At 45.6% G+C, this 14,361-nt stretch carries 11 protein-coding genes; 8 read left to right on the forward strand and 3 right to left on the reverse strand.

Annotated features, from left to right (window positions below; genetic code table 11):
* Positions 1–35: 35 nt before the first annotated feature.
* Positions 36–1,493 (reverse strand): esterase-like activity of phytase family protein, encoded by a 1,458-nt coding sequence (locus ASL11_RS30345; protein ID WP_056623214.1) that lies wholly within the window; start codon positions 1,491–1,493, stop codon positions 36–38.
* A 216-nt stretch (positions 1,494–1,709) separates the two neighbouring features.
* Here ASL11_RS30345 and ASL11_RS30350 point away from each other — a divergent pair, with 216 nt between their 5' ends.
* Complete coding sequence (locus ASL11_RS30350; RefSeq protein ID WP_082595981.1) at positions 1,710–2,483, forward strand: TetR/AcrR family transcriptional regulator; 774 nt, start codon at positions 1,710–1,712, stop codon at positions 2,481–2,483.
* Between the two features lie 412 nt (positions 2,484–2,895).
* On the opposite strand, the gene ASL11_RS30355 is transcribed toward ASL11_RS30350, so the two are convergent.
* A complete protein-coding gene (locus ASL11_RS30355) occupies positions 2,896–3,663 on the reverse strand; it encodes an ABC transporter permease (protein WP_235550633.1) in 768 nt (255 codons plus the stop codon).
* Between the two features lie 77 nt (positions 3,664–3,740).
* Positions 3,741–4,631, reverse strand: coding sequence for an ATP-binding cassette domain-containing protein (locus tag ASL11_RS30360; protein WP_056623219.1), 891 nt, complete (start codon positions 4,629–4,631; stop codon positions 3,741–3,743).
* A 333-nt stretch (positions 4,632–4,964) separates the two neighbouring features.
* On the opposite strand from ASL11_RS30360, the gene ASL11_RS30365 reads away from it, so the two are divergent.
* The 7 genes from ASL11_RS30365 (at position 4,965) to ASL11_RS30395 (ending at position 14,125) form a co-directional block, all read left to right on the forward strand.
* On the forward strand, positions 4,965–5,894 hold the full coding sequence (locus tag ASL11_RS30365) for an ABC transporter permease (RefSeq protein WP_235550622.1): 930 nt from the start codon (positions 4,965–4,967) through the stop codon (positions 5,892–5,894).
* A 14-nt stretch (positions 5,895–5,908) separates the two neighbouring features.
* Positions 5,909–6,796: a carbohydrate ABC transporter permease gene (locus ASL11_RS30370; protein ID WP_235550623.1), complete on the forward strand. Its 888-nt coding sequence runs from the start codon at positions 5,909–5,911 to the stop codon at positions 6,794–6,796.
* A 106-nt stretch (positions 6,797–6,902) separates the two neighbouring features.
* Positions 6,903–8,468: a DUF3502 domain-containing protein gene (locus tag ASL11_RS30375; RefSeq protein WP_056623222.1), complete on the forward strand. Its 1,566-nt coding sequence runs from the start codon at positions 6,903–6,905 to the stop codon at positions 8,466–8,468.
* Between the two features lie 270 nt (positions 8,469–8,738).
* Complete coding sequence (locus tag ASL11_RS30380) at positions 8,739–9,716, forward strand: ABC transporter permease (protein ID WP_164483579.1); 978 nt, start codon at positions 8,739–8,741, stop codon at positions 9,714–9,716.
* A 3-nt stretch (positions 9,717–9,719) separates the two neighbouring features.
* A complete protein-coding gene (locus ASL11_RS30385; protein ID WP_056623225.1) occupies positions 9,720–10,616 on the forward strand; it encodes a carbohydrate ABC transporter permease in 897 nt (298 codons plus the stop codon).
* Between the two features lie 56 nt (positions 10,617–10,672).
* The gene (locus ASL11_RS30390) at positions 10,673–12,277 is read left to right on the forward strand and encodes an extracellular solute-binding protein (protein WP_235550624.1); all 1,605 of its coding nucleotides are present in this window, start codon (positions 10,673–10,675) and stop codon (positions 12,275–12,277) included.
* An 87-nt stretch (positions 12,278–12,364) separates the two neighbouring features.
* The gene (locus tag ASL11_RS30395; protein ID WP_056623231.1) at positions 12,365–14,125 is read left to right on the forward strand and encodes a hypothetical protein; all 1,761 of its coding nucleotides are present in this window, start codon (positions 12,365–12,367) and stop codon (positions 14,123–14,125) included.
* The last annotated feature ends 236 nt before the right edge of the window (positions 14,126–14,361 follow it).

A 14,361-nucleotide genomic window follows, 5' to 3' on the forward strand; every position in this document is an offset into this window, starting at 1 on the left:
ATCATTGGACTTCCGGGTCGTTTGGTTGTGGGTATCTATTTAATTGTGTATGGCAGTTTAAATGTCCATAGAAGTGTTCCATTTTCAGGTGTTGTGCTGTCAATGCCGAAATCGTTATCATTCGTGATAGCAAGTGTATCACCATTGATGAGCGAAACACCTTCAATTTTCTCATAAGGGAACTTGAATGCAACTGCATCCAGTACGGTACGCTTCGTCGTAGGCAGAATGTTATTGGCTTTCAGATCTGCAATCGTCATTTGCTCAAGCGTTTTACCTGCCGCTGTCGCACTGTCATACTTGCCAGTAACATTGGTAGCTGTAGAAAGGTCAATGGCATAAATGCGCTTCAACTGTGCTTTATCGCCAGAGAATTTATCTCGCTCATCGATTAACAGCGTGTTCTCGTTCACGACAACCATATCGGAAATGACGATATCGCCTTGAGTAAGATCCTTAAATTGCTTCGCATCCTCTAGGACGTATACAAACTCAGCAACAGGGTTAAGCGTCGCGAGGTCAAACTTAATAATTCGAACTTGACGTGAATTGTCCATGGCTTTATCTGGATTACGAAGTGCATTCTGCATGGCCATGAACATATATTTGCCATCAGGTGTTATGCCAACAGCTTCAGCTCCACGGTTCTGGCGAAGTTTGTTGTACACTTCTGGCAGCGTCTCGCGGGATGGCACAAGCGGAGCGGACGCTTGACTTGCCCAACCTTTAGGCACAATACGCTCAATGATCGTACCATCACGCTTCACATGGACAATGGATGGACCATATTCATCGGAAATCCAGAAAGAATCATCCTTTGGATTATAAGCTAAACCTTCGATATCAAGACCGTACGGGTCGTAAGCGAGTACTTTCTCGCCTTTGGCATCGTAAGGCTCTTCATCGCGCCCTTTAATATTTGGCAGCCCAGTAATCGTGACTTTGCCTGACACAGGGTCAGTGCCTGAGAGCTTCAAAGGGAACTTGTCTAAGATATTGATTTCACCTTTACTTACTTCGATTTTATAAATCGTTGGTACATAGTCTGGAAGTGGGAACGTACGCACTGTTTTACCGTTAATTGTAGGTTGTCCATTTGGCCCGCGATCAGCTGTTGTATAGAATACATTATCAGGGTCTCCTGGAAGGTGCGTTAAGGATGAGCCCACGCCCATTTTAATGCCTTCTGCAAGATTGGCTGCCTTTAGCTCATATTTACCAGTCAAAACAGGCTTGTCCGTCAAAGATACGCTGTTGCGAAACTCATCCCAATCCACATATTTACCCATGGCTTCTGATAGTGCGCGAACGGGCATGTACAAACTGCCGTCCAAATTTACAGCTGGTGCTGAAGGTTTAATCACTTGTCCATTGCTCGAATAGTTTACATTTTCGGAGGTTACTCCGTTCACTTGCTGAGCAGTTACTGTTCCCGAAACAGCCACAGGAAGAGCAAGCAGTAAAGATGTTAATACGATCCATTTACGTTTCATTAGTAGTAAATCTCCCCTCGTGGTTATCCACATTTCTCTTAACTACTTACTTATACCAAAACTATGTAAGGGGCATGTAAATGGCATATTACGGAATTGTAAATTTTCGGATCGTCCTCTAAAGTGGCCTCCACTAATCAATCTAGATGCGATTGTGATATACTGTATACGATGTATACATTTTCGGAATGCAAGGATAATGGAGGAATGAACAACATGGAGATCGGTGATGAAATCATACAGAGCTTACCATCAGGTGTAGCTCTTAGCTGGGGAATTATTAAAACGTCCCGCAGAGGGCCTAAAGGTGAGCTCAGCATCAAAAAAATCGTTGACGCGGCGATTGCCATTGCTGACAGCGATGGACTTGCGGCTGTGTCGATGAGCAGGGTAGCCCAATCGTTGGGGTACACGACGATGTCTTTGTATCGCTATATCACAAGTAAGGAAGATTTGCTCGTGCTGATGCAGGATGCGGTGTGTGACATTCCGATTCCATCAGAGGTGCCAGGTAAGCCGTGGCGTGAGGAAATGGGGGAATACGTCTGGGCTTGCGTAGATGTGTTTCGCAAACATGCGTGGTATGGCGATATGCATATTACGAGCGTTCCCCTCGGGCCAAACAATCTTCAGGTGATCGACTGGATGTTGAGAATTATGCGGGATTTTCCGCTGAACGATTTTGAGAAGATGTCATTTCTACTTCTCGTCAGCAGCTACTCTAGAGCATGCGGTCTGATTGCGCGGGATATGGATAAGGCTATCCGCGATGGTGCGAGTCCGGAAGCATTTAGTGGGGTCAATTATGGCGCAGCACTAAAGCAATTGGTCAAGCCGGATCGTTTCCCCCATCTGCATCCCATCTTGATGGCAGGTGCTTACACGGATGAGGTGGAGAATCCGATCGGCAATGATCTGGATTTCGGACTTGAGCGGATTTTGGATGGGATTGAGCATTATTTGAAGATGAAAAGAGTGGGGCAGGAGTAATGAGCATAAAAAGGCTGCGCGCAAGTAGAGGGATCTACTTGCGCGCAGCTTTTTTACTATATGCCATTAATGTGGCTATGAAAAGTGCAAAAGTGCAACCTTTTTTCTCGAGCCATTCCCTCTACCTGAAATGCGTGCAAAAAGGCAACTTTTTTTCTGGAAATCCACCTATGGGCACCTTTTCGGTGTAAAAGGATGCCTTTTTGCACTTATTTATCTATTTTGAGGTGTTTTCCCCGAAAATAAGTGCCTTTTAGCATTTTTGGCTATGGCCGGTTGTTCCAGGGAATGAATAGCGTTATGCGATAAGGTTAAACGGGTACAGTTCGAATTTTTCTGCGATATAAAATGATGGCATAACGTTATCTACCTCAACATGCTGTATACTGGTTCCACCAATCGAAGGCTCCGCTCACTTCCCGCTCTTCCGACGGAACGCAAGGAGACACCAACCAATGGACATAACCAGTAGGACTGAACACCAGCCGATAGCCCACCAACCGTTATGCAGCACAGGCGTACCCATTAGCAGACCGCGAATCGTCTCAATGACCGGTGTGATTGGCTGATGGTTAGCAAAGCCTTGCATCCAAGATGGCATGGTATTCGTTGGAACGAATGCGCTGGACAAATATGGGAGGAACAGCAGGGCAAAGCCGTAGCCGCTGGCGGCAGAAGGGCTGCCCGTGACGAGGCCGATCGCAGCGAACAGCCAGGTAAACGTCAGAATGAATAAAATGATGACACCAATGGCTCCAAGCCATTCGATGAATGTCGCGTTGGGACGAAAACCAACAAGCAGGGCAACCCCGATAACCATGCATGTGGCCAGCAAGTTACGAGCTAGGCTCGCGGCGACATGGCCCGTAATGACGCTGATGCTGCTGATCGGCATGGTCCGGAAACGGTTGATAATGCCATTGGTCATGTCGCTTGCTACATCAACAGCCGTGCTGGATGAGCCGAAGCCTGCACACAGTAGGATGATGCCTGGCACGACATAGTTCACATAATTGCCGGTCGGATCAAGGGCGCCGCCAAATATATAGGTAAACAGCAGCATGAGCATAACGGGTAGCATGATAGCCATCATGAGCGACTCGATGTTACGCAAGCTGTGACGAATGCTGCGTCCAATGAAGACAGCGTTGGTAGCTGCGAAAGAAGCTGGCTTTGGCATAGCTAGATTATTCATGTTTAGGGGCCGAGTGTTATTCGAGTTCAAAGGCTGTAGGTTCTTTAGGGATTGGAAATCGCTCATACGAGGGAAGCCTCCTTGTTATTAGTTGTCGTCAACGCAAGAAAGACGTCGTCCATGCTTGGCTTGCGAATGAAGATGCGCGTACCTGGCGGGCACGAGCCCGCGATCTCGTTCAACGTTTGGCTAACATCCTGAACAGTGCCGCTCGTTGGAATGGATAGAATGACCTCATCCAAGGTATTCCTGAGCTCGATGACTTCGCCGCCAACACGAGCTTTCAAGGATTCCGCGGATCCGGATGCGACGATGCGTCCATGATTCAGCACAGCGATTTCGTCTGCGAGCTGATCCGCTTCTTCTAGATATTGCGTCGTCAACAGTATCGTCATGCCTTGCTGCTTCAGCCGCAGAATCGTCTCCCATAGGGAGCGGCGGCTGACCGTATCCAGACCTGTCGTCGGTTCGTCGAGGAAAAGCACCGGACGACTAACGACAAGGCTTACGGCCAGATCCAATCTGCGGCGCATGCCGCCAGAGTAGGATTTCACGCGCTTGCCAGCCGCGGCTTCAAGCTCGAATTGCTTCAGCAGCTCCGCAGCACGAATGCGGGACTCGCCCGCAGATAAGCCAGCTAACCGGCACATCATGATGATATTCTCGTGTCCTGTCAGTACTTCATCCACCGCTGCGAATTGGCCCGTGAGCGAGATTGATCCCCGCACGATCTTGCGGTCAGCGATGACATCATACCCTTCGATTCGCGCATAGCCCGCATCTGGTTCAGATAACGTTGATAGAATGTTTATCAGCGTCGTTTTTCCTGCTCCATTTGGCCCGAGCAACGCAAATATGGACCCCTTCGCTACCTGTAAATCGATGCCATCCAATACGGTTTGTTTGCCAAAGCTTTTGCGTAAGCCGCTTACTTCAATGGAATTCGTTATCATTCGTTATCTCCCCGTTCTTTGAATTGTGGATCATATAAACAGTATATTGCATACTCAGTTATATATGATCGTTCTCAAGACCGATATTGCACTCGGTCGTCCGCATCATTTCATCTACCTCACATAAGCACTCATCTCCACCAAATCCCCAATCTATCAGGGTTTTATCCACTCTCATCACAAAATAGTACAGTGAAAATCCCTCCGATTTTCAAATCTTACAGTCTATTTTAACCCCAGCAAAAATGAGCAGTATCCAATTCTCTACCTGATTTCGTATGATGAAATCGCAAAGAGGACGCATGGTAACCCAGACAGAAGGAGGCAGCATACTTGGGAATCTTCTCAGCTATACGCAAAGAATCGAAGCATTTCTGGAAGGCAAGAAGTTTGTTTTTAATCGGATTGCCGGCCATCATTGTGGTGTTTATCTTTTACTACTTACCTATGTACGGTATCGTGATCGCATTCAAAGATATCAACTACGCCAAAGGCATTTGGGGAAGCGATTGGGTTGGGTTGCATAACTTCAAGTTTTTCTTCAACTCACAAGATGCACTAAGGATTACACGAAACACACTGCTTCTAAATGGATTGTTTATCGTAGTGGGCATGTCCTGCGCTTTAGTCATTGGATTATTGCTAGCAGAGTTGGGACGGAGATGGGTGAAGCTGTTCCAGACGATCTTGTTTTTTCCTTATTTTCTTTCGTGGGTCGTCGTCGGTTTCGTTAGCTACATTTTGCTGAATCCATCCTTTGGCGTGATCAATAAGGCATTGGAGCAGCTCCATATTGCCCCGATCGACTGGTACAGTAAGCCAGGCTATTGGCCCCTCATTTTAACACTCACCTATTTATGGAAAAATGTCGGCTACACCGCCATCATCTTCTTCACTGGTTTGCTGTCCATCGACAACAGTTATTATGAGGCAGCTTCCATAGACGGAGCTTCGCGTTTACAGCAAATTCGGAAGATTTCGATCCCGCTCATTTTACCGCTGATTACGATGCTATTCATGCTTAATGTGGGCCGCATATTTTACTCGGATTTCGGATTATTCTACTTCGTGCCCCGAGATGCAGGGATGTTATACCCGACGACAGATGTCGTAGATACGTATGTGTTTCGCTCGTTGCGAGTCGTTGGTGACCTAGGCATGGCATCCGCCGCTAGCTTGTACCAAGCAGTGGTTGGCTTAATTCTAGTCGTATCGACGAACTTACTCGTCAGGAAATTTAGTAAAGATCATGCGTTGTTCTAAGGAGGAGGGTGGCGGTGCGTTCATCTATCAAGCAAAAGTCAGAAAATAACTGGCTGATCATTCTATTCTTTATGGTTTTATCCATCCTGTTCATCTATCCGATGCTGTACGTGATTTCGGTCTCACTCTCCTTCGATGGGGACATCGCCAAATATGGTTATAAGCTGATCCCAGAGCGAGTTACGTTTGTCGCGTACTCGTATATTTTCCAAACGCCGAAGGCACTGCTTCAATCCTATATGGTGACGATTTTTGTGACAGTCGTAGGAACCGTGTTAAGTTTGATACTCACTTCTTCCCTGGCCTATATCATGACTCGGAAGGATTATCGGTATAGCAAAATCACTGGTTACTTCGTCTTCTTCACGTTGCTCTTCAATGCGGGATTAGTTCCTTCGTACATCGTGATGACCAGCGTGTTGCACCTGCAAGATACGATCTGGGCTTTAATTCTTCCGTATGGGGTCAGCGCTTGGTTTACGATGCTCATGAAGGGCTTTATGGATGGGTTGCCTTTTGAAATTATTGAGTCTGCCAAAATCGATGGATCTTCCGAACTGAGCACCTTTGTGCGAATTGTTCTTCCGCTTTCGAAACCAGCCCTAGCGACAGTAGGCTTGTTCTACGCCCTAGCATATTGGAATGATTGGTGGCTGGCCATGCTGTACATTCAAAATGAGAATCTGATTCCGCTTCAATACTACTTGCAGCGAATCATGTCTAATATCGAGTTTTTGACGAAAAATATGCAAGCAGGCATCAGCATTGATATGAGTGCGATTCCAGCTGAATCTTCCCGTATGGGGATTGCCATTCTGGCAGCAGGCCCAATGTTGTTCGCTTTCCCATTCTTCCAGAAATACTTGATCAAAGGATTGACAGTTGGTGCCGTTAAAGGCTAACTGAATGTAAGGCTCAAGAACGTTTGTCAATCCGAATCCGGATCGGATGATAATACATGACTTCATTTGTACCATTTTGACCATGAAATCAGGAGGGTTCGATCATATGAAAAATAGAACAATTAAAGCGTTATCTCCCGTTATTGTAAGCTGCGTGTCCCTTACTATGCTGCTCAGCGCTTGCGGTTCCAGCTCGAATAGCTCTTCACCATCACCAGCAGCTGCTACTACACCTGCATCTCCAGCGGCAACGACAGCGTCATCAGTACCAGCGGCAACGGAGCTTAAGCCATACGAAATCACTTGGTATTTACCGCAAAGCGTATTTCCTGACGCGAAGCTGGTTCAAGATGCGATGAGCAAAATTACCAAAGAGAAAATCAACGCAACATTGAACATTCAACTGGTTGATTGGGGTACGTATGATCAGAAAATGCAAGCGATTGCAGCTTCTGGCGAGAAAGCGGATCTGATTTTCACATCCAACTGGACGAATGACTATTTGCAAAACGTAAACAAAGGGGCTTTCCTCGATATTACGGATCTGCTGCCAAAATACGGGCAAGATATTTTGAAACAGGTTCCTCCTGCTGCTTGGGATGCTGCAAAAGTGAAAGGCAAGCTGTACGGTATCATCAACACCCAAGTTCTGGCTCGTACGCCAGGCTTACTGATGAACAAAACGACCTTAGACAAATATGGCTATAAAGCCGATCAGTTCAAAACATTAGCCGATTTGACGCCATTTTTCGAAAAAGTGAAAGCGTCTGAGCCAGACAAATATCCATTCAGCCTGAAGGGTGATACGGATGTTATGGGGAACTACGGCAGTGCCATCGGTCTTGAGTATTTCTCACAAAAGAACCCGGGTGTAGTTCGCATTGACGATGCTTCCTCTAAAGTTGTGAATTTGTATGAGACGAAGGAATTCACGGCCTTTTTGAAACAAATGCGCGAATGGTACTCCAAAGGCATTATTCGTAAAGATGCAGCAACGATTAAAGATACGAACTCGGATGAACTGGCAGGCAAATATGTATCCTCCACTTTCACGGTCATTAATCCGGACTCGGCAGCCAACCAAGCACAACGCTTTGGTGGTGGGGATGCAGCGAATGTAGCAGCCATCGAATTCTCTAAACCTTATATGAGCACAGGCTCCATTATTGCGACTATGACGGCGATTTCCCGTACATCCAAAGATCCAGCAAGAGCGATGATGTTCTACAACTTGATGTACTCCAATGCGGAGCTATTCAATTTGATGAGCTATGGGATTGAAGGTAGGCACTATACGAAGGTTTCAGATGATCTGATCAAAAAGATGGACAATGCCGGCTATTGGGTGGATTCCGGTTGGGAGTATGGCAACATGTTCAACTCGTTCCGAACAAGTGCAACGCAGCCGAAATGGTTCCCAGCAGGTCCGGATAAGAATGCCGCTGCGATTCCTTCCAAAATTCTCGGCTTCTCCTTTGACCCAAGTAACGTGAAGAGTGAATTGGCACAAACCGCATCCGTTGTAGATGAATTCTATGCGGGATTAATCACGGGAATTGCTGATCCAGACACCACACTGCCAGCCATGAATGCGAAGCTGAAAAAAGCAGGCTTGGACAACATTTTGGCGGACATGCAGAAACAAATCGACGCTTGGAAAGCTTCGAAATAAGAAAGTATTGCCTCTGTGAACTAGATCGAATAATCAGCAGTCTCTCCATTATGGGGAGACTGCTATTTGTATACCACGTGAGAACCCGCATAGAAACAGGGAATGTCTATTGTCACCTTAACAAAATGAACTATGTGTAAGAAAGGTGACAGGTTGATTTGTAAGAAAGGTCAACTGGGCAAAACATGTCTATTTCCAATCTCTTCACCGCAGGATACGATCGAATTGCCAGCACAACAGCAGGCTCAATTTCGAAAGGGTGAACACAACATGGAGGAAAGAGCGACCGGTTTCCATACAGGTAGAAACCAACGGAAGCCAATATGGATCAAACCAAAGCAATCCACATTCAGAAACCGAATGATACGGGATCGACATCTGTATCTGATGCTACTGCCTGTGATCGGATTTTATCTGTTATTTAAATACGCTCCGATGGTTGGTGAAATTATTGCCTTTAAGGATTATCGATTTGCAGATGGTATTTTTGGGAGTAACTGGGTGGGATTTAAACACTTCACTAGCTTATTCCAAAGTATTGATTTTTGGAGAGTTCTCAGGAATACCTTACTGCTCAATGTCTACAGTCTTGTTTTAGGATTCCCAGTACCTATTCTTCTTGCGCTTCTCCTCAATGAAGTGCGCAAAGAGTGGTATAAAAGGACTGTGCAGAATCTGCTCTACCTACCTCATTTTATCTCATGGGTTGTTCTAGGGGGTATCTTTATAGCTATGCTTTCCCCGAGCACAGGGGTTGTGAATTTGGTGCTGACGAAAATGTTTGGCATCGAGCCCATCTACTTCATGGCTAGCTCCGGCTGGTGGCCAATCGCATATACATTATCCGGTATTTGGCGCGAAGCGGGTTGGGGCACTATTTTATACCTAGCAGCTATGGCATCCATTGATCCTCAGCAGTATGAAGCAGCGAAGATGGATGGAGCATCGAAACTGCGCCAGATATGGCACATTACGTTACCAGGAATTCGCAGCACAATTGCTATTTTGCTCGTTCTTCGGATGGGGCACATGATGGATGTGGGTCTCGAGCAGACGTTGGTTCTCCAGAATATGTCTGTACTGGATGTAGCGGATGTCATTAGCACCTACGTGTATCGTGTAGGCTTACAAAATATGAACTATAGCTATACGACAGCATTAGGCTTGTTCCAATCCGCGGTTGGTTTGATTCTAGTCGTGGGCGTGAATCGATTAACCCGAGTTTTCGGAGAACGGGGGCTTTGGTAATCGATGAAAACCTACAATAGAAATCAACCATTATTTACTCGTTTGGGCACAGCAGCGAATTACACGGTGCTCGCTATTTGTTCACTAATTGCTTTATACCCTTTTTGGTATGAGATCGTAGCTTCTTTCAGCAGCAGTAGAGCCATTACAGCGGGGGAGGTGTCCTTATGGCCAATTGAATTCAATACGGAAGCCTACCAGCGGCTTTTCCAGGATGGGCAGCTCTTCGTAGCCATGCGCAACACAGTACTGGTAACCATTGTGGGAACAGTGCTCAATATGGCACTTACTTTATTGGCTGCGTATCCGCTTTCTAGACGAAGACTGATGGGACGTACGTCCATCCTCATGTTCATCACATTTACGATGTTGTTCGTTTCGGGTGTAATTCCGAATTTTATACTCGTGAAATCCTTAGGTCTTATGGATACTTACTGGGCATTATGGCTGCCTGCTTTGATAAGTACGTATAACATGTTCGTGATGAAAACGTTCATGGAGGGCTTACCAGAGGAACTTGAGGAGTCTGCGGCTATCGACGGCGCAGGTGATTGGCGAATTTTGGCTCAGATCATCGTACCTTTATGCAAGCCGATTTTAGCTGCTCTTTCCCTGTTTTATGCTGTGGGCTGGTGGAACTCGTATTTCAACGTATTGCTTTATGTGACCAAAACGACCATGCAGACGCTGACGCTGAAGCTCTACCAAATGATTCTGCAGGTGGATCAGAGTTTGCTCGACAACACTTCTGGAAGTGAGGGCGTGGCTCATGTAGTCCTGACGCCAGAAGGCATCAAAGCGGCTGCCATCGTCATCGCAGTTACGCCAATTCTAATTGTCTATCCGTTCCTTCAGAAGCATTTCGTTAAAGGAGTCTTGATTGGTTCGGTTAAAGGCTGATATCATGGGGCAAATAGCCCTTGGTATAGATACCAAATTATAAGGGGATGAATTCATTGAACAAGTCTAAACATGTTTGGAAACCAGTTCTTGCTGCAAGCTTGTCTTTGGCGGTACTGGCTGCCTGTAGTTCGAATACGGGAACGACCGAAAGCAGCTCGACTGCGCCACAAGGCAGTGCACCAGCTGCGGCAACACCGGTAGGACCGAAGAAAGAAATCAGCATTTCCACGTTTGATAGAGGTACAGTAGCCGCAGAAGAAGGCAGCTATGAGGATAACCGCTGGACGAAATGGATCAATGAAAATTCCCCTGCGAAAGTGAATTGGGTTCCAGTTCCCCGAGCGCAGGCTCAACAGAAGTTAAGCACCCTGGTTGCTTCTGGCAGTGCGCCAGATCTCATCTGGGAGTATGATCGCAACTATATTGCTCAATTAGCCAACCAAGGTGCCATTCAGCCCATTGACAGCTACATTGAGAAGTACAGTACGACATTGAAAAAGTATCTGAAAGAACATCCTGAGCTGAAGTCTGCAATGACCATTAATGGTAAAATGTATGCAATTACCAGCAGTAGAAGTATTGATGGTATTGCCAACCATGCCATGTGGATCCGTCAGGACTGGTTGGATAAACTCGGATTAAAGGCACCAACGACAACGGAAGAACTGATTGAAGTGGCTAAAAAATTCAAAGATGCGGACCCTGACGGCAATGGTAAAGCAGATACCGTACCGATTGCGTTCAATGGTAATGCTGTGCAAATTATCAGAGCCTTCTTTTCAGTGAATGAGAATCAATGGTATTTGGAAGACGGCAAAATGAAATTTGGTAGAACGTTGGATCGATACAAGGATTCCATTGCTTATCAGAAATCGTTATTTGACCAAGGTTTGTTGGATAAAGAATATATCACGGACAGCAACTTCCAGCGAGCGCGTCAATTGTGGACGACGGGCAAATCAGGCATTTATATGAGTTCTTGGAATATGCAAAATGAATTTATAGATCTAAAGAAAAATGTGCCGGATGCGAAGATGGTTCCGTTAGAGCCGGTAACTAGTAAATATGGAAAAAATGGCTTGTATCAGGAGCTGCCAGCGAATATTCTTGTCGCTTTTAACAGCAAGATGAAGGAAGATAAAATTGAAACAGCTGTTAAATTCCTAGATTGGATGATGGAAAAAGGGGATATGTCCCTGAAGTACGGTGAGGAAAACGTTCATTACAAACTGTTGGATGGGAAGATTCCTCAAGTCCTTAATGCTGATAAATCCCGTAAGGAAGTATCTTACGCGTATGAGTACGCAATCGTATCTGATTTTAGCTTAGTACCGGAGTGGTTCCCGGTCATGGCTGCGCAAGATGCTGTATCCCAAGAATACGCCAAAATAAAGACGCAATCATTGAATGTGGCCCTCAAAAATAAATATCGCAGAGACATTGCATTCAATCCGGATCTTCCAGAAGTCAGTCAATTAATCGCAACATTCCATCCGATTGCAACACAAATTGAGGTAAAAGCCGTAACAGGCGGCAATGCTTCAACCCCAGAAACTGCGATGGAAGAAGTTCGCAAAGAATGGAAGCGACTTGGCGGGGAAAATGTGGAGAAGCTGGCCCAAGAATGGTATGAGAAGAACAAGGAGTTTTTGAAATAATACACGTGTAAAAATGAATGGGAAGGCTGCTTGCTTATGCAGGCTGACCTTCCCATTGTTATTCTTTTAAAGGAGGGACTTCCCAACATGAACGTACATGTGCAGAATTCTGATCATAAAGAGTTATTAATAAAGGCCATTAGAGCGAAAGAAAGTGACTATGATCCTCAGATCTGTATGCTTCGCCGCCCTTTTCATAGTCCAGGGTATCATACTTCATTAACAGCTCAGGATCATCCGACGATTCATCCGACTTATCCTTCATTGCTCTATGCGGTTGGCTTGTTAAATACGGAAATCGCGGAATATGAGGAGAGAGCCTGCGATATTATAGGTCGCGTGTTAACCTTACAAGATCGGGAGAAGAGTCATGATACCTACGGAATCTGGCCTTGGTTTTACGAAGAACCACTGGCACAGATGGCTCCGCCTGATTGGAATTGGGCTGACTTTTGCGGAAAAGAACTTCTGTTAGCGATGCTGCGCCATGGTCATAAGTTGCCTGAATCGTTAAAGAGACAAATCCATGAAGCCGTCTGTTGTGCCTGTGACGCCATTATCAAACGGGACGTGGGTCCTCATTATACGAATATTGCGATCATGGGAGCATTTGTGACTTTAATCGCGGGTGAGTTGTATGAACGGAAGGATTTTGCCAATTATGGGCTAGATCGATTGGAGAAGCTTCAGCGCTATACAGTAAAGTTAGGGACATTTCAAGAATTCAATAGTCCAGCGTATTCCATTATTGCCATTGTAGAGCTATCAAAAATTCATACATATGCAACCCATTTTCGCGCAAAGTCCATCGCCACTGAATTATTGGATTTGGTATGGCGAATGGTTGCGGAGCACTATCATCCGAGCTCTAGGCAATGGGCAGGTCCACACAGCCGCAGCTATAGCACATTGCTGAATAATAGAGCGCTTTCATTCTTGCAGATAGCTACAAGCAACCAAATTGTTTTCTTAAACCAATGGGATTTAGAATATGATTCAGAATGGTTTGGCAGCGGAATTCAATGCCCGGAAGCTTATGTGCAGCTATTTACTGCGAATAAGAAAAGTGATCTCAGTCAGATGTATTATCGAAATGAGGAGACTGGCTTTGTGAAGTGGGCAGACACTTTTCTTACTCCAACGTATACAATCGGCGTGTTTCGTCATGAAATCATGTGGAATCAAACAAGAGGGATGGTGGCGTATTTCGATAATGGCGAACATAGCACCTATCTGCAAATGCGTTGTTTGCATGACGGATATGATTATTGCTCAGCAGTACTCCAAACGGCAGCGAGCAGCAGTCAACTGCTGCTCGGGGTGAATTTTCTAACGAATGGCGGGGATACACATCCCAATTTGGATCGTATCCAAGGGAACATAGCAGCGACTGATTTCCGGATTCGCATGGAATTTGGCGGTTGTTTGGAACGAGTACAGCTAGAGAAGCAAGGTGCTAAAGCGCAGGTGATCATTGATGGAATGGTATTGCGATTCGAAAGTGTGTATGCCGTCTTTGAGGAGTCGGATGAAACTCGATCACCACGTGAGGAAGAGTTGTCCAGCTCATTGGCAGGTTGGGATTGGGAAATAAGCAAAGAAGGAGACATATACGGGCTAGACTTGATCATTCATCGTGGAGAGAAACGCACAATAGACTTTATGGCTTTGAACAAAGCAGCATTTCTTTTCTCCCTCTCCATTGGCGACTTGGAAGGGTTACATCCTCAAATAACGCTATTGGAAGAAGCTGACCAAGTGACTGCGAGATATGTTGACGATATTGCCGATCGTGCGACACAACAGCTGTCGATTTCATTGAAGCCGAACGATAAACATCCGAACTAAGGTAATTAAGCATTTTGCAGCAGGGATTTCTCTCTGTTCGAAATGCTTTTTTTATGTTGAATGGAGTGACCTCATCATGCTTCAGGTTACATCTTTTAAGGTGAACATAAGCAATCTGCTAAATGATAGTCGATTCAACAGGATCGAAAGAAATGCCACGTCATATAAAAAGTGTCTCTTGTGATTTTGTCCGTATTTGACTAAGTTAATTTCAGCATCCAGTTGTGATCATTGAC

It is taken from the genome of Paenibacillus sp. Soil750, from assembly GCF_001428045.1.
GTDB lineage: Bacteria > Bacillota > Bacilli > Paenibacillales > NBRC-103111 > Paenibacillus_E > Paenibacillus_E allorhizoplanae.